The sequence below is a fragment of the Pseudomonas cannabina genome (genome assembly GCF_900100365.1).
In the GTDB taxonomy this organism is placed as follows: domain Bacteria; phylum Pseudomonadota; class Gammaproteobacteria; order Pseudomonadales; family Pseudomonadaceae; genus Aquipseudomonas; species Aquipseudomonas cannabina.
In genome coordinates this window covers 2,984,102-3,003,795 of record NZ_FNKU01000001.1, presented here as the reverse complement: position 1 = coordinate 3,003,795, position 19,694 = coordinate 2,984,102, and the positions used below count along the sequence as shown (strand labels likewise).

Sequence of the window (19,694 nt, the reverse complement as noted above, 5' to 3'; positions counted from 1 at the left end):
CATTCATGTTGCCGTTCTGGATCGCCCTGCAATTTCTCAGTAGCCTGCCGATCCGCCTGCCCGGCATGCCGCGCCCCGAAGAACTGGGGCGTTCGCTGCTGTTCTATCCGCTGGTGGGCGTGGTGTTCGGCATGCTGTTGCTGGGTTTCAACGCAGTGCTCGACGGTTCGCCGCCGATGCTGCATGCGGCGCTGCTGCTCAGTTTATGGGTGCTGCTCAGTGGTGGTCTGCATCTGGATGGTCTGGCGGACAGCGCCGACGCCTGGCTGGGCGGTTTCGGTGATCGCGAACGCACACTGACCATCATGAAAGACCCGCGCAGCGGGCCTATCGCGGTGGTCACGCTGGTGCTGGTGCTGCTGCTCAAATTTGCCGCCATCTTGGCGCTGATCGAAAGCAACCACAGCATCGGATTACTGCTGGCACCGCTGATCGGGCGCAGCGCGATGCTCGCTTTGTTTCTGGGCACGCCCTATGTGCGTGCTGGCGGGTTGGGGCAAGCGCTTGCCGATCATTTGCCGCGCAGCCCCGGGCGCAAGGTGCTATTGGCCAGTGCGGTGGCCTGCGTGCTGTTGGCTGGTGGGTCAGGGGTCGCGGCGCTGCTGGTCTGCGTGGTGTGTTTCTTCTGGTTGCGGTACCTGATGATGCGCCGTCTGGGCGGGAGCACGGGTGACACAGCCGGGGCGCTGCTTGAGCTGTTGGAACTGGCGGTGCTGTTGACGCTGGCCTTGCGCTGACACGCTGCCAATGCGTGGTTGACAGCTTTTATCGGCAGCGCGTAGCTTCGCGATTCGCAGGTAAAATCATGTAACACAACGTGCAGGGAGCTCAACCATGACATCGATCTGGCGTACCAGCGGCTGGATTCTGTTGGGCAGCGCGTTGATTCTGGCGTTATCGCTGGGCACACGCCACGGTTTTGGGCTGTTTCTATCGCCAATGAGCGCGGACTTTGGCTGGGGGCGTGAAGTCTTCGCGTTCGCTATCGCCTTGCAAAACCTGATGTGGGGGCTGGCACAGCCATTTGCCGGCGCGCTGGCGGACCGCTTTGGCGCGGCGAAAGTCGTGTTTGTCGGCGGTATCCTGTATGCCGTGGGGCTGCTGTGCATGAGCATGGCGGATTCGCCCCTGAGTCTTTCGTTGAGTGCGGGATTGTTGATCGGCATCGGCCTGTCCGGCACCTCGTTCTCGGTCATCCTCGGCGTCGTGGGCCGAGCGCTGCCTGCCGAGAAGCGTAGCATGGGCATGGGGATTGCCAGCGCGGCAGGTTCGTTCGGCCAGTTCGCCATGCTGCCCGGCACACTGGGACTGATCAGTTGGCTGGGCTGGGCGGGTGCTTCGCTGGTGCTGGGCGTGATGGTCGCGCTGATTCTGCCGCTGGTGGGTATGCTCAAGGACACGCCGAGCGTATCGACCGGTGTCGAATTGACCCTCGGTGAAGCGCTGCGTGAGGCCTGTGGGCATTCGGGGTTCTGGCTGCTGGCGCTGGGCTTTTTTGTCTGCGGCTTTCAGGTGGTGTTCATCGGCGTGCATCTGCCTGCTTATCTGGTGGACGAGCACTTGCCGGCCAAAGTAGGCACCACCGTGCTGGCACTGATCGGGCTGTTCAATATCTTCGGCACTTACACCGCTGGCTGGCTTGGCGGACGCATGTCCAAACCAAGGTTGCTGACAGCGCTCTATCTGCTGCGCGCGGTGGTAATCATATTATTTATTTCGGTCCCGCTCAGTCAGGCCAGCGCCTACTTGTTCGGCGTGGCGATGGGTTTGCTGTGGCTGTCCACCGTGCCTTTGACCAACGGCACGGTGGCGACGCTGTTCGGCGTGCGTAACCTGTCAATGCTGGGCGGTATCGTTTTCCTGTTCCATCAGTTGGGCGCATTTCTGGGTGGCTGGCTGGGTGGTCTGGTGTACGACCGAACCGGCAGCTACGACCTGATCTGGCAGGTGTCGGTGCTGCTGAGCCTGCTCGCTGCAGCGCTTAACTGGCCGGTGCGCGAACGCCCGGTGGCCAGGTTGCAGGCGCAGGGCGGTCTGGCATGAGCGGGCGCTGGCCATTACTGTCTGCCGTGCTGGCGGGTGCGGTGTTGTTGGGGTTGGTCTGGTGGGGCTGGCAACAGGTCGGGTTGGCGGCACTGCAATTGGGCCTGGGTGCCTGCTAGGCAGACGGCATGGCTTGGGGTAGCGTGTCGGCAGACGACAACACTCTTCAGGGACGCCATGATGAAAATTCGCTTTGTTTCGATCCCTCTTCTGCTGCTGGCCATGAGCGGCGCGGCAATGGCCGCCGACTGCCCGCCGTTGCTGCAAGGCGAACTGCCGAAGCTGCGCGCCAAGGAAAACATCGACCTGTGCAAACGCTTCGCCGGCAAGCCGCTGGTGGTGGTCAATACCGCCAGCTTCTGTGGCTTCGCCCCGCAGTTCAAAGGGCTTGAAGAACTGAGCCAGCGCTACAAAGGGCAGGGGCTCGAAGTGCTCGGCGTGCCGTCCAACGACTTCAAACAAGAAGCCAAAGACGGTGAAGAAACCGCCAAGGTTTGCTACGTCAACTACGGCGTGACCTTCACTATGACCGAGCCACAGCCCGTGCGCGGTGACGATGCCACCCACCTGTTCAAAGTGCTGGCCGAACAAAGCAGCGCGCCACGCTGGAACTTCTACAAATACGTCGTGGATCGCCAAGGCAAAGTAGTGGCCAATTTTTCCAGCATTACCAAACCGGACGATCCTGAGCTGATTGCAGCGATTGAAAAAGCGATTGCGTCGAAGCCTTAGGGAGTGGGGGTATGAATACGGTGTCATGTCCTGCCCTTAGCGGTGCTTTTTATCGCGTTGGCGCTGACGACACAGAGTGCGACCCTCGGACCAGTGTCAGGGCGAAGTCGGGCCGTAAATATATCCAGCTGACCTCGCAGAACCGCTGTGTGACGCGCAGCGCCACAAAGAGGACGCAGAGCGTCCAGAACTGCATGCAGCGCGGAGCGTCGGCACGATAGTCAAGCAATGCAGGCCTGAGTACACCAGGCGCGCAACAAAAAGCCCGCAACCATTACCGGTCGCGGGCTTTTTTTCAGCTTGGCAATTGCCTATCAGAAACGATAGGTAACCGAAGTACCCAGGCCGTGCGCCGTGTTGCGGTAGTCGGCACTGTACGACTGTTTGGTCGGGCTGCTGTCGCGGATCTTGGTTTCATCTTCACGCAGGTACGAGTACGCCACATCGATGGTCAGCTCGTCACTCGGGCTCCAGCCAGCGCCGAAGCTGATGATCTTGCGATCGCCAGTCGGGATGCGTGGAGAACGGTTGTTATTGTTGGTTGGCGACTGATCGACCGAGAAGCCGGTACGCAGGGTCCACTCTTTATTGACCTTGTACGAAGCACCGATGGCGTGAGCCCAGGTGTTATGCCAGTTCTGTTCTTCGGTGATAGTGCCGATAGCGCCATTCGAACCGCCCAACAGGGCAGGGACGCCGTCGTTGTTGACGGTTATGTCTTGCAGGCGACTCCAGCGAGTCCAGGTACTGCCTGCGTAGACGGTCCAGTTTTCATCGATTTTCTGGGTGACGGAGAGGTCAACCGACTCAGGTGTCGAGATGTCCAGCGAAGCGTCGTATTTCTGACCGGAGAAACCGCCAAAGCCCGACCCCTCGATCTTGGTCTTGCCGTCAAGCTTGTAATCGACCTTGGAATGGTAGGTCAGGCCCAGGCGCGTGGTGTCAGTCGCCTGCACCAGAATGCCCGCATTGAAGCCGATAGCGGTGTCATCGCCTTCGATCTTCACCTTGCCGTCATTGCGGCCAGGGCTTCGGGCGTTCAGCGTGGCCGAGGTCAGCTCGCCAGCGATGCGGTTGATGGTCGGGCCGAATCCGATGGAAACCTTGTCATTGAAGGCGTAGCTGACAGTCGGCTGGAAGGTGACCACCTGGACGTGACTCTTGTCACCCCAGTAGCGACCTGCGAAGCCTTTTTCATAATCAGTGACCAGGCCGAACGGTACGTACACGCCCAGGCCGAATGCCCAATGATCGTCGATAGGTTTTACGTAGTAGCCCATCGGCACGCCAACCACGGGAACCATGTCACCGTCGTTGCTGCCGCCGAAAGTGCCACGACCGTTGTCGATGTCGGTCTTGGCGATCACCGCTGCGGCGCCTACGCTGATTTGTTCGCGTTTGAGACGGGACATGCCGGCTGGGTTGCCAAACACAGTGCTGGCATCATCGGCTGAAGAGGAGCGACCTGCGAAACCGGTGCCCATGCCGCTGATACTTTGTTCGTTGAGGGCGAAGCCGGCAGCGAGCAGTTGAGAAGACGCGAGACCCAGAGCGAGCCCAAGCGTTGTCCGGTTAAGTGTTTTTGTCATTATTTTCATTATTAGAACTCCTTGTTGTTCACCGCTGGAAAATTACCAACATTTTCGACGGCGCGCTATAGGCTGAGGAGCCCGATTTAGAGCTATTCTTGTAGGACAATCGTGATAGGGCAGTAGGGATTTTATTTTTGGCGAAGCTCTGGTGTATATGCGTCTGCCGATCCAATCATTAAGTATCCTCTGAAAAAGCCCATTTTTTTGGAGAGGAACCGGGCTGGAGCGCCTGTATTTACTGGCTTCGACTTTTGAAGAAAAGGCTTTTTCAGACCTTCCTTAAAGGACGCACAATAAAAAGCCCCGCCTTGCAGGGCGGGGCTTTTCAGACGCGTTCGCTCAGAACATCACCGCTGTCAGGCAACGAGCGCCTGACGAGTACGCTCGATCACGGCCTGCAGCGGCTCTGCGCTTGCATATTGATCGGGGTACAGGCGTTCGCTGTGACGAGCGATGCCGTGTTCGTTGACAATGGTGAAACTGAAGCAGCCTTTGCGAGCGGCCATGATCAGGCAGTTCATCGGGGCAAACGCATGGGTAAGCGTGTGAATAGCGTGTTGACTTTGAGTATTCATAATCAAGGTGTTTCCTGAAACAACACGGAACAATACCGTGCATAAATAAAGATTCCAGTAAACGCGGGCCGACATTTGATATAAAAGCCTGGCTGGGCGGAGAACCTGACTGGAACAAAGACAGGCAGTTTAAGCGCACTTTTATCGTATGGCGCTCTGGCTGACCGGTAGGTACTTAGGAGGGCAGGCAGCACAACAGGAGCAAAGGTTCTACGCTCCGGGTGAAGATCCTGATCAATTGCAGGCTGGTTGAAGCAGGCCATGAGCGCCGTTTCTGCACTGTCGTCTAATGTGGCGAATGAGTGCTAAAGGTTCATGCCTGGAAACCATCGAGGTGGTCGATCCCTTGTTGCCAACATTCTCGTCGCATGGAGGAGTGTCTGTCGGGGGACGTGTCGACCGGAATTGATTTTCAGCTTGGTACTAACAGCGGCGATACTATCTGCGCTGTTCGATCATTGCAAGAGGCGGTCGAAATAAATTTACCAGTGCCCGGCCAGTCGGTAGATAAGCACCGTTGCAGACGCGACCATCGAGCATCCGAGCACGTAGGCGGCGATGGTCAGGCGCAGCGGGTGTCGATCTCTGATGGCGCGCATGATGTCACCGGACTCGTTGATACGCCCTTTGCTCAGGCCGCTGCTGATGATCAGCATCAGAGCGATGGCAGACAACAGCACGGTATAGGCAAAAACGCCGCCGTCCGGTGGGGGCAGAACGATGCTGGTTGCGAGGGCGATGACGCAGACGGCCATCAGCAGCAAGAAGAACTTCGATATCTCCTTCATGGATCCCTTTACTGAATCGATAGTGACTGGCGATAAAGCCTTCAGGCAGGCCTTTTACTGCAACAAGCGCAATTTTTCGCCCTGGCGGCTTCCACGGCTGGCGCGGAGTATGAAACAGGCGAATGCAGAATGGAATTTCCTGTCGCAAAAACAGGGCTGTGGGCCGCGTATTCATTGAGAATTCGCCGCAATTGAGCCTTTTTGCGTACGTGTGTGAAATGACTGGAAAAGGCCATGGCGGTGAATTGTGCACATTAGCTGCACAAGCTGCCACATCACTGTCACAAGCGTGGCTAAGGGTTTGATTTATGATGGTGAATTATTAAGTCAATGAAAAACATCGTTTTTTTTTAGCTGGTGAAAAAATCGTCAGTTTGAGTGCAGGCCCCATCCCGTCTACGTTTGCGGAGGTTAAAGGGGGGTTGTCCACTGAGTTATCCACAGCTTCTGTGGATTGTCCCGAATCAAATGTCCCCAAAATGGGGGCTGTGCGTGGCAGCGAAAGTGCGTAGAATCCTACCCCCCGATTTGCCCCCGCCTGTGATCTCGCCTCGCCTGAGAGGCCGTTTCTACTGCACTATCCACGCTTTCATCACACTGCCGCTGGCGACGATTCAGCCTGCATGGAGTCTTTAATGGCACTGGACCTCAACAGCCTGTTACTGGGGCTTGCCGCAGCAGGATTGCCATTGTTGGCACTGCTTTGGCACATGCAGCGGCGCCTCGCGTCGCGTCAGGCCGAGAGCGCTTTGCTGGACGAGCGTCTGAGCATGGCGCAGATGGCTCAGGAAGGCCTTAACGCGCAACTGGATGCCTGCCGTGATGAGGTCAGCGATCTGGGGCAGGCCAACTCCGCCAAGCAGGCTGATCTTGCCGCGCTGCGCCGTGAAGTCGAATTGCTGCGCGATGAAAGCTACAATGCCCGCGAAATGGCCCAGAGCTGGACGGTCGAGCGTGCCGGAAGAGAAGCCGAGCTGCGTCGCCTGGATGCCCAATGTGCCGTGCTGAGCGCCGAGTTGCGGGAGCAGCAGGACAGCCATCAGCAACGCCTGAACGATTTGCAGGGCTCCCGGGACGAATTGCGTGCGCAGTTTGCGGAACTGGCAGGCAAGATTTTCGACGAGCGGGAACAACGTTTCGCCGAGACCAGCCAGCAACAATTGGGGCAATTGCTCACGCCGCTCAAGGAGCGCATCCAGTCGTTCGAAAAGCGCGTCGAAGAAAGCTATCAGAACGAGGCGCGCGAGCGTTTTTCGCTGGCCAAGGAACTCGAGCGTCTGCAGCAGTTGAACCTGCGTCTGAGCGATGAGGCTACCAACCTGACCCGTGCGCTCAAAGGGCAGAAAACTCAGGGCAATTGGGGTGAGCTGATTCTGGAGCGGGTGCTCGAGCATGCCGGGTTGGAAAAAGGGCGTGAATATCAGACCCAGGTCAACCTCAAGGGACCGGACGGCGAGCGCTTTCAGCCAGACGTGTTGATCATGTTGCCGGGCGACAAGCAGGTGGTCGTCGATGCCAAGGTCAGCCTGACCGCTTACCAGCAATACTTGTCGGCCGACGATGACGTGATTGGTCAGGCGGCGCTGAAGCAGCACGTGTTGTCGCTGCGCAATCACGTCAAAGGTCTCTCCGGCAAGGATTACAAGCGTCTTGAAGGGCTGTACAGCCTGGATTTCGTCTTGCTGTTCGTGCCCATCGAAGCCGCTTTTTCGGCGGCATTGCAGGCTGAACCCAATCTGTTTCAGGAGGCGTTCGACCGCAATATCGTGATCGTCAGCCCGACCACGTTGCTGGCGACCTTGCGCGTCATCGACAGCCTCTGGAAGCAGGAGCGACAGAGTCAGAACGCCCGGGAAATCGCCGAGCGCGCAGGCTGGCTGTACGACAAGTTCGTGCTGTTCATTCAGGATCTGGACGAGGTGGGTAACCGCCTGCAGCAACTGGACAAAGCTTATTCGGCGGCGCGTAACAAGCTGACCGAGGGGCGCGGCAATCTGATCAGTCGCAGCGAACAGCTCAAGTTGCTGGGTGCGCGTGCCAGCAAGAGCCTGCCTGCGGACTTGCTGGAAAGAGCGATGACCGATGGAGAAGGGCTGATTCGCCAGCCGGAGTGACGCCTTCGAGGCGTTGGTGTAATGTCCGGTAACAGGCCGTCCGTCGTAAAGACTAGAAGCGGCCCTGCACAAATGTCACATTGGCGGCATCGGAAAATTGTTTTCCGTGTCACTCGGCTAACGGTTCATTTGCTTCTATGATCTATTAGTGAGTAATGAGTAAAGATTGACTGCCGGGTTTTTCCCTCAAGGGGGCTTTATGAATAGCAAGTTGCAAGAGTGGCTTCATGATCTGGGCGTTGCGCTGGGTCTTATCGAAAGACCTAAACTGCAGCCCATTCCGGTTCGTGCCGACGATAACCGTCGTCGCCCACGCCGCTAAACGTTTCGCTTCACCCGGTCCACCGGGGCGCATGCTTAGTCACCTCAAGTATCGCAGCGGGGCGTAAAGGGCGTCCCGGCAGTAGATATTGACTCAATGCCGATGCCTCGGCTTTGTTCTTGTCCGACTTTTCTTGCCCTCGTTCGATGGCGTCTCTCGTCCCGATTCCCGTCCCAGCAACAGAATCATGTCCACCACCATGGTCAGTGCGGTGGTTTGCGTCGTTATGAAGTCAGGGAACGTGAAACCGAACTTTTTTCCCAGTGTATCGAGCAGCTCCTTGATGTCTTCGTTATCCAGAACCAAGTCCTCAAACGTGGCATCTTCGCGAATTTCGGATTTGTCCACCAGGATGATGCCCAGCGTGTCAAACACACTCTGTTTAATTGCCGCGCGATTCATGAGTACTCCTGATAGTGATCTTCAGGATTAGGCAGGCGTACATCACGTCACCAGCTTGGACCGTTCAGATTAGTTCAAATAGGCGGCACGACCCGGGATTGCGGGGGCGCAAGTGAGTGAAGTTGTTTAAACTGCGCGATTGTTCGACAGGCGGTGGGCTGCACGAGCCGCTCGCCATCCCTGCCGCTGATGCGGATCTGCGCTGTTGACCCTTGCCGCAGGGCTGCCCGAGAGAGAATCGATGTCCCGTGCCCGTTGTGAACGCTGTCTGCGCCCGACTGCCTATTGTCTGTGCGCATTGATCCCGCAGTTGGGTAGTCGCACCCGCGTGTTGATCCTGCAACATCCCGGTGAGGTCAATCACGCGCTGAACACCGCGCGGCTGGCCGCGTTGGGGCTGGTCAATGCAGCGTTGCGCACTGGCGAGGTATTCGACGATCTGCACACGCTGTTGAACCCGCCCGGCTACCGGGCGCGGCTGCTGTTTCCAGGCGAAACTGCCGAAACACTGACGCCTTATGCCGGTGATTCGCTGCCGATGCTGCTGGTCGTGCCGGATGGCACCTGGCGCAAAGTGCGAAAAATGCTGCACCTCAACCCGTTGCTGGCGGCATTGCCGCGCGTCAGCCTGCGTGACGTGCCCGCGACGCGCTATCGGCTGCGTAAAGCGCCGGGCCCGGATGCGTTGTCGACGCTGGAGGCGATCGTGCATGCCTTGCAAGCGCTGGAAGCACCTGCCTCCTATGAGGCCCTGCTGAAGCCCTTCGATGCTTTGATCGAGGGCCAGATTCAAGCGATGGGCAGCGAAACGTATCAACGTAATCACGGCGGTTGAGCGGCGATAACACAATTTGCGGCATTAACCGCGCCCGGCTGTCCCTGTCGTTTTCCTGCACTGCACCTAGAATGATGCTGTCGTTCCACCTCTCACGGGATTTCCGATGCATATTTCTTCTGGTCGCCGGGCCTATGGGCTGTGTCTGTCGCTGCTGACTGCGCTGCTCTGGGGCATTCTGCCCATCAAGCTCAAGCAGGTTTTGCAGGCGATGGATCCGGTGACTGTTACCTGGTTCCGGCTGCTGGTCTCCGGCGCGTTGTTATTCGTCTGGCTGGCCTCGGTCAAGCGTCTGCCCAGCTTCAAGGTGCTGGGTCGCAAGGGCAAAATACTGGTGCTGCTGGCGGTGTTCGGGCTGGTCGGGAATTACGTGTTGTGCCTGATCGGCTTGCGCCTGCTGAGCCCTGGCACCACGCAATTGCTGGTCCAGGTCGGGCCGATTTTTCTGTTGATCGGCAGCATCTTTCTGTTCAAGGAACGCTTCAGCGTGGGGCAGGGTATCGGCTTGCTGGTGCTGTTGATCGGCTTCGGGTTGTTTTTCAACCAGCGGCTGGTCGAACTGTTCACCTCGCTGGGTGATTACACCCTCGGGGTGTTGGTTGTGCTGCTGGCGTCGACCATCTGGACGTTTTACGGGTTGAGCCAGAAACAGTTGCTGACCGTATGGAATTCGCTGCAGGTCATGATGGTGATCTACCTGTTCTGCGCCTTGCTGCTCACGCCGTGGGCGCACCCTGCCGAGGCCTTGGCGCTGAGCCCGTTGCAAGGCTGGCTGCTGCTGGCCTGCTGCCTGAATACGTTGGTTGCTTATGGCGCGTTCGCCGAGGCTCTGGCGCACTGGGAAGCATCGAGGGTCAGTGCCACGCTCGCCTTGACGCCGCTGGTCACGCTGGCAGCTGTCGCGTGCGCCGCCTGGTTGTGGCCGGATTATGTGCAGGCCGAAGAGCTGAATGTACTGGGTTATGGTGGGGCACTGCTGGTAGTTATGGGGTCGGCACTGACCGCGCTCGGGCCTTCGCTGATTGCCGGGCTGCGGGCGCGCAAGGCGAGGCTGGCCCAAGCCTGACGGCTTGCGTTCAACGCTGAATGAGCGTCAGCGTTTGCCCAGCCTCTGTGCTTGCAGGATCCACTCCTGACGCTGTTGCTCGGTAGCACTGTGCACCGGAGCGAACTCGGTCAGGCGTTTGGTCTTGATCCCGCATAACCCGAGAATGGTGCGGACCATCTGGCGGTGCGCAGGTGCGCCGTATATCCAGTGGAAGTAGCGGACGGGCGTGTCCATGGCAACCAGCAATTCCGCGGTGCGGCCCTTGAGCAGCTCATTGGATGCATGCTTGCGGCCGTGAGTCTTGAACGCAAAACCGGGCATCAGCACCCGGTCGAAGAAGCCTGTCAGCAGGGCAGGCAGACCGCCCCACCAGACTGGATAGACGAACACCAGATGCTCCGCCCAGTGAATCTGACGCTGGGCGTCGAGCAGGTCGGCTTCCAGGGTCTGCGTCTGGTCGTAGCCGTGGTGCAGAATCGGGTCGAAATCCAGTTCGCCCAGTTTGATGATCCGCACCACATGGCCTTCGCCTCGCGCCGCCTGTGCGTAGGCGTCACCCAGGGCGTGACAAAAACTGATGGCTTTCGGCGTGCCGTACACCATCAGGATTCGTTTGCCATTGCCTTCCAGTGGCGTGGCGCCGCTTTTGGCATCAGCCATTGCTGCCTGCCTCGAGCATTTTTTCCGGCCGGACCCAGGCGTCGAACTCCTCATCGGTGAGGTAGCCCAGCGCCAGCGAGGCTTCGCGCAACGTCAGGCCTTCGGTGTACGCCTTTTTGGCAATCTGCGCGGACTTGTCATAGCCGATGTGCGGATTGAGCGCGGTCACCAGCATCAGGCCGCGTTCCAGGTGCTCGGCCATTTTTTCCGCATCCGGCTCCATGCCGGCGATGCAGTGTTCGTTGAAATTGCTGCAGCCGTCGGCCAGCAGGCGGATCGATTGCAGAATGTTGTGAATGATTACCGGCTTGTACACGTTCAACTGTAGATGACCCTGACTGGCCGCAAAGCCGATGGTCACGTCGTTACCCATGACCTGACAGGCGAGCATCGACAGCGCTTCGCATTGGGTCGGGTTGACCTTGCCAGGCATGATCGAACTGCCCGGCTCGTTGGCTGGCAAGCGGACTTCTGCCAGCCCTGCACGCGGACCGGAGCCCAACAGGCGCAGGTCATTGGCGATCTTCATCAGCGTCCCGGCCAGGGTTTTCAGTGCGCCGGAGAGTGCCGCAAGCGGCTCATGTCCGGCCAGCGCGGCGAATTTGTTGGGCGCCGTGACGAAAGGCAGCCCTGACAACGCAGCCAGTTCTGCCGCGATGGCCTCGGCAAAACCTTTCGGCGAGTTTAGCCCGGTGCCGACAGCGGTACCGCCTTGCGCCAGCTCATAGACGGCGGGCAGGGCGGCACGAATGGCTTTTTCTGCGTAATCGAGTTGGGCAACGAAGCCTGAAAGCTCTTGGCCAAAGGTGATCGGCGTCGCGTCCATCATGTGCGTGCGCCCGGTCTTGACCAGTTTCATGTGCCGGGCGGCCTGTTCGGCCAGCCCGTTGGACAGTTCGGCAATCGCTGGCAGCAGGCTGTTCTTGACTGCCTGAGCGGTGGCGATGTGCATGGCGGTCGGGAAGCAGTCGTTGGAGCTTTGCGAGCGATTGACGTGGTCGTTGGGGTGGACCGGCGACTTGCCGCCACGGCCTTGACCCGCAAGTTCGTTGGCGCGACCGGCGATCACTTCGTTGACGTTCATGTTGCTCTGCGTGCCGCTACCGGTCTGCCAGACGACCAGCGGGAACTGCGCGTCGTGCTGGCCGTCGAGCACCTCGTCGGCAGCCTGTTCGATCAGGCGGGCGATATCGGCAGGCAGGTCGCCGTTACGGTTGTTGACCCGCGCGGCAGCCTTCTTGATCAGGGTCAGCGCGTGCAGCACGGGCAGCGGCATGCGCTGATCGCCAATCGCAAAGTTGATCAGTGAGCGTTGGGTCTGAGCCCCCCAATAAGCGTCTTCGGGGACTTCGATCGGGCCGATGCTGTCGGTTTCGGTGCGGCTCACAGGTCTTACTCCTTTAAGTACGTTGCAGGTTAGGTAGCCATAAGCAGGCAGGGTTCCCGAACAGTGCTTTTTAACCGCTCGGTGAACCGGGGGTTGAGCCAAAAGCCCACATAAGCGCAGAATGGTCGGCCCTGGGGTAAAGCCTCGTTTGCTAGATAAGGAAACTCGATGACCCGTCTTCGTGCCATCTGTACCGCGGTAGCCCTGGTCTGTGCCAGCGGTCAGGTCTTCGCCGACACCGCCAGTCACAACGCGAGCGCCGAAACGTTCCTGAAACTCGCCAACGCCGATCGCCTGGGCGCTCCGGTCTATGCGCAGGTTCAGCAGATGTTCGCTCAGCGTTTCGCTGAAACCAAGGCGCCTGCATCGAAAAAGGCTCTGCTTGAAACCTATCAGGCCAAGGCCAACACTGCTCTGGACCAAGCCATTGGCTGGAACAAGCTCAAGCCTGAAATGGTCAAGCTCTACACCGCCAATTTCACCGAAAGCGAGCTGAAGGACCTGGTTGCGTTCTATCAGTCGCCACTGGGCAAGAAAGTGATGACTAAGATGCCTGAACTGGCTCAACAGTCTGCTCAACTGACCCAGAGCAAACTGGAAAGCGCCGTGCCTGTCGTCAACAAGCTGCTGGCTGACATGACCGCCGAGCTTGAACCTGCCAAGGCCGCCGCACCCGCTGCCGCCCCTGCCAAGAAGCCCTGATCGGCGAGTCATACCATGACCATGCAAAAACGAATCGAGTCGGCACTTGCGTTGCTGCAACCGCACCATCTGCAAGTGCTCGACGAGAGCCACATGCACAGCCGTGGCGAACAGACGCACTACAAGGCGATTCTGGTCAGTGACCAGTTTCAGGGCCTCAATTCGGTCAAACGGCACCAGAAGGTTTATGCCACGCTGGGCGGTCTGATGGGCGAATTTCATGCTCTGGCACTGCACACCTACACCCCGGAAGAGTGGGCGAAGACCGGTGCAGCGCCGGCGTCACCCACCTGTGCCGGTGGCCACTGACGGGCACAGGTGGTGATCCTGCCCCTTTTGCAGGAGCATTATTTGCTTCGCTGACTCGCCTGTACCCTGTCGGTTTTTGCTAGAATCCGCACCGCGCCGCCTGGCCGGTGCGTTTTTTTTGTTCGGAATTTTTGCCCGGTAGGCCCTTTGCGAGGGTCGCCACTGGAGAGATGCATGACTCAAGAGCCGATGACTCAGCCGATCGTCGTAGCTGCGCTATACAAGTTCGTCACCCTCAGCGATTACGTTGCCCTGCGCGAGCCGCTGTTGCAGGCGATGGTCGACAACGGCATCAAGGGCACGTTGTTGATTGCCGAAGAAGGCATCAACGGTACAGTGTCCGGCAGCCGCGAAGGCATCGATGGCCTGATGGCCTGGCTGAAGAACGATCCGCGTCTGGTCGACATCGATCACAAGGAATCCTACTGCGACGAGCAGCCGTTCTACCGCACCAAGGTCAAGCTCAAGAAAGAGATCGTGACCCTGGGCGTCGAGGGCGTTGACCCGAACAAGAACGTGGGAACCTACGTCGAGCCGAAAGACTGGAACGACCTGATCACCGACCCTGAAGTGCTGTTGATCGACACGCGTAACGATTACGAAGTGTCCATCGGCACCTTCGAAGGCGCAATCGATCCCAAGACCACGTCGTTCCGTGAATTCCCGGACTACATCAAGACGCATTTCGACCCGGCGGTGCACAAGAAAGTCGCCATGTTCTGCACCGGTGGCATTCGTTGCGAGAAAGCCTCGAGCTACATGCTTGGCGAGGGCTTCGAAGAGGTTTACCACCTCAAGGGCGGGATTCTCAAGTACCTGGAAGAAGTGCCTGAGCAGGAAAGCCAATGGCGGGGCGAGTGTTTCGTGTTCGACAACCGGGTGACAGTGCGTCACGATCTGACCGAAGGTGATTACGATCAGTGTCACGCATGCCGCACGCCGATCAGTGCCGAAGACCGCGCCAGCGAGCACTATTCGCCAGGTATCAGTTGCCCGTATTGCTGGGACTCGCTGAGCGAGAAGACCCGCCGCAGCGCCATCGACCGGCAAAAGCAGATCGAACTGGCCAAGGCTCGCAATCAGCCCCACCCTATCGGGCGCAACTATCGTCTGCCATCCGAGGCCTGAGCCATGTCCGCCCGCCTGATCTATGTCATGGACCCCATGTGTTCCTGGTGCTGGGGCTTCGCTCCGGTGGCCGATGCGCTGGTGCAGCAGGCTCGGGCGGCGGGCGTGCCGCTGCATCTGGTGATGGGCGGATTGCGCTCCGGCACGGTGGCGCTGGAGCCCGCCAAGCGGCGTTACATTCTTGAGCACTGGCGGGCCGTTGAAGAGGCGACCGGCCAGCCTTTCCAGCATGAGGGCGCCTTGCCTGAAGGTTTCATCTACGACACCACGCCGGCCTGCCTGGCGGTCACTGCTGCACGCTATCTCGACCCGGACCGGGCCTGGGCACTGGTCGGGCTGATTCAGCAGGCGTTCTACACCCAGGGGCGGGACGTGACGCTGCCTTCGCTGCTGGCCGAACTGGCCGAACAGACCGGCCTGTCGCGGCAGGCCTTTGCCGATGCGTTTGAAAGTCGTGAGCAGCAGGCGGCGACCGCGGCTGACTTCACCTGGGCGCAGGACCTGGGCATCGCCGGGTTCCCGACCCTGCTCGCCGAGCGCAACGGTCAACTGGCACTGCTGACCAACGGTTATCAGCCGCTTGGCGACCTTTCGCCCTTGTTGGGGCGCTGGATCGAGCGTGCTGCCAGTGAGTGAAACTTCGTCTGACGGGGCCTCGTCCAGTCGCACCGACGCACTGAGCTGGGCCGAGATCCGGCGCCTGGCGTTGCGCCACAAAAAGTCGCTGTGGCTGGCCAACGGTGTGGCGGTTCTGGCGACGCTGTGCAGCGTGCCGATTCCGTTGCTGCTGCCGCTGCTGGTCGACGAAGTGCTGCTGGGGCGCGGCGATGCGGCGCTGAAAGTCATGGATCACCTGCTGCCCGACAGCCTGCAAAAGGCTGTCGGTTACATCGGCCTGATGCTGGTGCTGACCCTGCTGCTGCGTGTCGGGGCGCTGGTGTTCAATGTGTTGCAGGCGAGGTTATTCGCCGGTCTGGCCAAGGACATCGTTTATCGTATCCGGCTGCGCTTGATCGAGCGCCTCAAGCGCATTTCTCTGCGCGAATATGAAAGCCTGGGCAGCGGCACGGTGACCACCCATCTGGTCACCGACCTCGACACACTGGACAAGTTTGTCGGCGAAACCCTCAGCCGCCTGCTGGTCGCCACGCTGACCCTGGCCGGCACTGCGGGCATTCTGATGTGGATGCACTGGAAGCTGGCGCTGCTGATCATGCTGTTCAACCCGCTGGTGATTCTACTCACTGTGAAGCTCGGCAAGCGGGTCAAGCACCTGAAGAAGCTGGAGAACGACAGCGCATCGCGCTTCACCCAGGCGTTGAGCGAAACGCTGGATGCGATTCAGGAAGTGCGCGCGGGTAATCGGCAGGGCTTTTTCCTCGGTCGCCTGGGGTTGCGAGCACAGGAAGTGCGCGACTACGCGATCAACTCGCAATGGAAAAGCGACGCGTCCGGGCGGGCCAGCGGGCTGCTGTTTCAGTTCGGTATCGATATCTTTCGCGCGGCAGCAATGCTCACCGTACTGTTCTCGGACTTGTCCATCGGCCAGATGCTGGCAGTGTTCAGTTACCTGTGGTTCATGATGACCCCGGTCGAGCAATTGCTGAATCTGCAATACGCCTACTACGCGGCGGGCGGCGCATTGACGCGTATCAACGAACTGCTGGCGCGGGCTGACGAGCCGCAGTATGCGGGCGGCACGGACCCGTTCGAAGGGCAGGAGACGGTCGGCATCGAAGTGCGCGGCTTGAATTTCGGCTACGGCGATGATCTGGTGCTGGATCAACTCAACCTGCACATTGCGCCGGGCGAAAAGGTCGCCATTGTCGGTGCCAGCGGCGGCGGTGAAAGCACACTGGTGCAACTGCTGCTCGGGCTGTACAGCGCCCGCACCGGGGTCATTCGCTTTGGCGGGGTCAGTCAGCAGGATATTGGCCTGGAGACCGTGAGCGAGAACGTCGCCGTGGTGTTGCAGCATCCGGCGCTATTCAACGATACCGTGCGCGCCAACCTGACGATGGGCCGTGATTGCACGGTTGAGGCTTGTTGGCGGGCGCTCGACGTCGCGCAGCTGGAATCGGCCATTCGTGAGATGCCCAAGGGCCTGGACAGCGTACTCGGGCGTTCCGGCGTGCGCCTGTCGGGCGGCCAGCGCCAGCGCCTGGCAATCGCGCGCATGGTGTTGTCCGATCCCAAAGTGGTGATTCTCGACGAGGCAACGTCGGCGCTGGATGCGGCGACCGAATACAACCTGCATCAGGCGCTGGCGAGGTTTCTGCGCAGCCGTACGACGCTGATCATCGCGCATCGTCTGTCTGCCGTTAAACAGGCTGACCGCGTACTGGTTTTCGACGGCGGGCGTATCGTCGAAGACGGCGACCACCAGCAGTTGATCGCTGATGGAGGTCTGTACGCAAAACTGTACGGGCATCTGCAGCAAATCTGATGGGCAAGGCCTCTAGCGTCGTGCGCTCGCGCTCATTTCCGGGAGATTCAACTGCCATCATGGCTGAATTTAGCCTAGTCTCTGCGCTAGACGTTTATTCAGGCACGTTGACTTGAAACCCATGAAGCAAGCATGGACCTTCACCAGGCCCCGTCTATTGGGCATCGTATGGCCTTTCATTGCAGTCGCGCTGTTCCAGGCGTTGCTGGGCTGCGTCAGCCTCTACACGATGTCAGCTGTGCGCAGCTACGCGGTGGGCGAAAGTCTCTGGTCCAAGGGCCAGAAAGACGCCATTCATTACTTGAGTCTGTACGCCAACTGGCACGACGAACGTGATTACCTGAAGTATCAGAGCGCCTTTGCCGTGCCGCAGGGTGGCCATGCTCTGCGTGAAGCACTGGATCGGCCCAAGCCCTCGTTAGCCGATGCGCGGGCAGGGATCATTCAGGGGGGCAATCACCCGGATGACGTGAATGGTGTCATCTGGATGTACCTGAACTTTCATGATTTCAGCTTCATGAAGCAGGCCATTCACTTCTGGGCCGTGGGTGACGGCTACCTCATGCAGCTCGATGAACTGGCCAGGCAGATTCATGCCCGCGTCACGGAAGGCAATGTCAGCCCTGCCGAGATCGCCAGGTGGCGGGTGCAGATCAATGACATCAACGAAAGCGTCACGCCCGCCGCCCGCGCATTCAGCGATGCGCTGGGCGAAGGGTCACGCGTCATTCTGAAATTGCTGGTGGCGGTCAATCTGATCACTGCCGTGCTGCTGATTCTGCTGGCGTTGCTGCGCGTGCGTCGACTGATTGCTCAGCGAAGACTGTTCGCCGACGCGCTGGTGCTGGAAAAAGAGCGCGCGCAGATCACCCTCGAGTCGATTGGCGACGGGGTCATCAGCACCGACATGACCGGTACCATCGTCTACATGAACCCGGCGGCAGAAGGGCTGACCCACTGGCAAAGCGCTCAGGCATGCGGATTGCCGCTGGCCGCACTGTTCAATCTGGTGGATGAGAACGATCAGCGCGACAGTGCGGCGCTGATCGACCAGATACTCGCCGGCAAACTCAAGGGCGGCAGCGCCAACAGCAAACTGATCCAGCGACTTGACGGCAGCACGGTGTCGGTCGCGCTGGTCGGCACGCCGATCTACGCGGACGGCATGGTCAGCGGCGCGGTGCTGGTGTTGCACGACATGACCCAGGAGCATCAGTACATTGCCGACCTTTCCTGGCAGGCGGCCCATGATCCGCTGACCGGGCTGGTCAATCGCAGCGAATTCGAGCGTCGTCTGCAACTGGTCCTCGACGATGTCGGGACAGGCAGCCATTGCCTGATGTTTCTCGATCTCGATCAGTTCAAGCTGGTCAACGATACTGGCGGTCACGCTGCCGGTGACGAACTGTTGCGCAAGCTGTGCAAAGCGCTCCCGCAGGGATTGCGTGATGGCGATACGCTGGCCCGTCTGGGTGGCGACGAGTTTGGCGTGTTGCTGGTCGATTGCCCGCCGAATACGGCTCACGACATCGCCGAAGTCTTACGTCAGATCGTGCAGAGTCTGCATTTCATGTGGAAAGGTCGGCCATTCATGACTACTGTCAGTATCGGTCTGGTCCATTTAGGTGAAGACTCCGCCACGCTGGAAACCTCGCTGTCAGCGGCTGATATGGCCTGCTACATGGCCAAGGAGAAGGGCCGCAACCGGGTTCAGGTCTACAGTATCGATGACCTGACGTTGTCGATGCGCTTTGGCGAAATGGCCTGGATACAGCGTTTGCGCATGGCCATCGAGGAAAATCGCTTTTGTCTGTACGCACAGGAAATTGCGTCGATCAAGGAATCCGGCGACGGAGTCCGGCATATTGAAATTCTTCTGCGGCTGCGGGACGAGTCGGGAAGGATGGTGGCTCCAGACAGTTTCATTCCGGCGGCCGAGCGATATGGCCTGATGAGTACGCTGGATCGCTGGGTGGTGCGCAATGTATTCAAAATCATCGCCGAGTGCACAAGCGATGACCGGCACAAAGCACCGCAGGCCCTGTGTGCAATCAATCTGTCCGGTACCAGCATCGGTGACGATACTTTTCTCGAATACCTGAAACTGCAGTTCGCTACCTACAACATCGCGCCTGAGATGATCTGCTTTGAAATCACTGAGACCAGTGCCATTGCCGATCTGGGAAGTGCGATTCGATTCATCAACGAGTTGAAAGCGCTGGGCTGTCTGTTTTCTCTGGACGATTTCTGCTCCGGGATGTCTTCTTTTGCGTACCTGAAGCATCTTCCGGTGGACTTTTTGAAAATCGATGGCAGTTTTGTAAAGGATATGCTCGACAATCCGATCAACCGGGCGATGGTTGAGGTCATTAATAACATCGGCCATGTCATGGGCAAGCTCACGATTGCCGAGTTCGTTGAGACGCCGCAGATCGAATCCGCATTGCAGGAAATGGGCGTGGATTTTGCACAAGGCTATCTGATCGGACGCCCCGAGCTGTTTACGTGTGAAAGTCTGTACATTGAGCCCGTACGCCCTGACCCCTTGATGTTCGGCGCGCCAGGAACGCTACGTTAAATCAGTCGCAACCTTTTATAAGGAGCTACACAG

At 59.0% G+C, this 19,694-nt stretch carries 20 protein-coding genes; 14 read left to right on the top strand and 6 right to left on the bottom strand.

Features of this window, described 5'->3' with window-relative positions; translation table 11 throughout:
• Nucleotides 1-5: 5 nt before the first annotated feature.
• The 4 genes from BLT55_RS14120 to BLT55_RS14110 all read left to right on the top strand — a co-directional run bounded on the left by BLT55_RS14120 (nt 6) and on the right by BLT55_RS14110 (nt 2,775).
• Nucleotides 6-737, top strand: coding sequence for an adenosylcobinamide-GDP ribazoletransferase (locus BLT55_RS14120; protein WP_055000991.1), 732 nt, complete (start codon nt 6-8; stop codon nt 735-737).
• 97 nt (nt 738-834) lie between these two features.
• Nucleotides 835-2,043 (top strand): MFS transporter, encoded by a 1,209-nt coding sequence (locus BLT55_RS14115; protein ID WP_055000990.1) that lies wholly within the window; start codon nt 835-837, stop codon nt 2,041-2,043.
• A complete protein-coding gene (locus BLT55_RS34415; protein WP_007251474.1) occupies nt 2,040-2,162 on the top strand; it encodes a hypothetical protein in 123 nt (40 codons plus the stop codon). The genes BLT55_RS14115 and BLT55_RS34415 overlap by 4 nt, the downstream gene beginning before the upstream one ends.
• A 61-nt stretch (nt 2,163-2,223) precedes the next feature.
• Nucleotides 2,224-2,775 (top strand): glutathione peroxidase, encoded by a 552-nt coding sequence (locus tag BLT55_RS14110; RefSeq protein WP_055001000.1) that lies wholly within the window; start codon nt 2,224-2,226, stop codon nt 2,773-2,775.
• Nucleotides 2,776-3,089: 314 nt separating this feature from the next.
• On the opposite strand, the gene BLT55_RS14105 is transcribed toward BLT55_RS14110, so the two are convergent.
• The 3 genes from BLT55_RS14105 to BLT55_RS14095 form a co-directional block, all read right to left on the bottom strand.
• On the bottom strand, nt 3,090-4,373 hold the full coding sequence (locus BLT55_RS14105) for an OmpP1/FadL family transporter (protein ID WP_074800560.1): 1,284 nt from the start codon (nt 4,371-4,373) through the stop codon (nt 3,090-3,092).
• A 350-nt stretch (nt 4,374-4,723) separates the two neighbouring features.
• Complete coding sequence (locus BLT55_RS14100) at nt 4,724-4,942, bottom strand: hypothetical protein (RefSeq protein ID WP_055000917.1); 219 nt, start codon at nt 4,940-4,942, stop codon at nt 4,724-4,726.
• 482 nt (nt 4,943-5,424) lie between these two features.
• Complete coding sequence (locus BLT55_RS14095; protein ID WP_055000918.1) at nt 5,425-5,730, bottom strand: hypothetical protein; 306 nt, start codon at nt 5,728-5,730, stop codon at nt 5,425-5,427.
• Nucleotides 5,731-6,479: 749 nt separating this feature from the next.
• On the opposite strand from BLT55_RS14095, the gene BLT55_RS14090 reads away from it, so the two are divergent.
• Together BLT55_RS14090 and BLT55_RS34515 are read left to right on the top strand one after the other, a co-directional pair.
• Complete coding sequence (locus BLT55_RS14090) at nt 6,480-7,844, top strand: DNA recombination protein RmuC (RefSeq protein WP_167359977.1); 1,365 nt, start codon at nt 6,480-6,482, stop codon at nt 7,842-7,844.
• Between the two features lie 199 nt (nt 7,845-8,043).
• Nucleotides 8,044-8,166, top strand: a complete 123-nt coding sequence (locus BLT55_RS34515; protein ID WP_104442737.1) for a PA1414 family protein — start codon at nt 8,044-8,046, stop codon at nt 8,164-8,166.
• 93 nt (nt 8,167-8,259) lie between these two features.
• Here the strand turns inward: BLT55_RS34515 and BLT55_RS14085 are convergent, their stop codons facing one another.
• Nucleotides 8,260-8,568: an acyl carrier protein gene (locus BLT55_RS14085; protein WP_055000920.1), complete on the bottom strand. Its 309-nt coding sequence runs from the start codon at nt 8,566-8,568 to the stop codon at nt 8,260-8,262.
• Between the two features lie 241 nt (nt 8,569-8,809).
• Here BLT55_RS14085 and BLT55_RS14080 point away from each other — a divergent pair, with 241 nt between their 5' ends.
• Nucleotides 8,810-9,403 (top strand): tRNA-uridine aminocarboxypropyltransferase, encoded by a 594-nt coding sequence (locus BLT55_RS14080; RefSeq protein WP_055000921.1) that lies wholly within the window; start codon nt 8,810-8,812, stop codon nt 9,401-9,403.
• A 106-nt stretch (nt 9,404-9,509) separates the two neighbouring features.
• Nucleotides 9,510-10,469, top strand: coding sequence for a DMT family transporter (locus BLT55_RS14075; protein ID WP_055000922.1), 960 nt, complete (start codon nt 9,510-9,512; stop codon nt 10,467-10,469).
• Nucleotides 10,470-10,496: 27 nt separating this feature from the next.
• On the opposite strand, the gene BLT55_RS14070 is transcribed toward BLT55_RS14075, so the two are convergent.
• Together BLT55_RS14070 and BLT55_RS14065 are read right to left on the bottom strand one after the other, a co-directional pair.
• The gene (locus BLT55_RS14070; RefSeq protein ID WP_055000923.1) at nt 10,497-11,111 is read right to left on the bottom strand and encodes an NAD(P)H-dependent oxidoreductase; all 615 of its coding nucleotides are present in this window, start codon (nt 11,109-11,111) and stop codon (nt 10,497-10,499) included.
• Nucleotides 11,104-12,498, bottom strand: coding sequence for a class II fumarate hydratase (locus BLT55_RS14065; protein WP_007251462.1), 1,395 nt, complete (start codon nt 12,496-12,498; stop codon nt 11,104-11,106). The genes BLT55_RS14070 and BLT55_RS14065 overlap by 8 nt, the downstream gene beginning before the upstream one ends.
• Before the next feature lie 168 nt (nt 12,499-12,666).
• Here BLT55_RS14065 and BLT55_RS14060 point away from each other — a divergent pair, with 168 nt between their 5' ends.
• The 6 genes from BLT55_RS14060 to BLT55_RS14035 all read left to right on the top strand — a co-directional run bounded on the left by BLT55_RS14060 (nt 12,667) and on the right by BLT55_RS14035 (nt 19,661).
• Complete coding sequence (locus tag BLT55_RS14060) at nt 12,667-13,200, top strand: DUF2059 domain-containing protein (protein WP_007251461.1); 534 nt, start codon at nt 12,667-12,669, stop codon at nt 13,198-13,200.
• 15 nt (nt 13,201-13,215) lie between these two features.
• Nucleotides 13,216-13,509, top strand: a complete 294-nt coding sequence (locus tag BLT55_RS14055) for a BolA family protein (protein ID WP_007251460.1) — start codon at nt 13,216-13,218, stop codon at nt 13,507-13,509.
• Between the two features lie 189 nt (nt 13,510-13,698).
• On the top strand, nt 13,699-14,637 hold the full coding sequence (gene trhO / locus BLT55_RS14050; RefSeq protein WP_055000933.1) for an oxygen-dependent tRNA uridine(34) hydroxylase TrhO: 939 nt from the start codon (nt 13,699-13,701) through the stop codon (nt 14,635-14,637).
• A gap of 3 nt (nt 14,638-14,640) precedes the next feature.
• Nucleotides 14,641-15,273, top strand: a complete 633-nt coding sequence (locus BLT55_RS14045) for a DsbA family protein (protein WP_055000924.1) — start codon at nt 14,641-14,643, stop codon at nt 15,271-15,273.
• On the top strand, nt 15,266-17,083 hold the full coding sequence (locus tag BLT55_RS14040) for an ABC transporter ATP-binding protein (protein ID WP_055000934.1): 1,818 nt from the start codon (nt 15,266-15,268) through the stop codon (nt 17,081-17,083). Before BLT55_RS14045 ends, BLT55_RS14040 begins: the two co-directional genes overlap by 8 nt.
• A 121-nt stretch (nt 17,084-17,204) precedes the next feature.
• Nucleotides 17,205-19,661 (top strand): EAL domain-containing protein, encoded by a 2,457-nt coding sequence (locus BLT55_RS14035; RefSeq protein WP_055000925.1) that lies wholly within the window; start codon nt 17,205-17,207, stop codon nt 19,659-19,661.
• Nucleotides 19,662-19,694 lie beyond the last annotated feature (33 nt).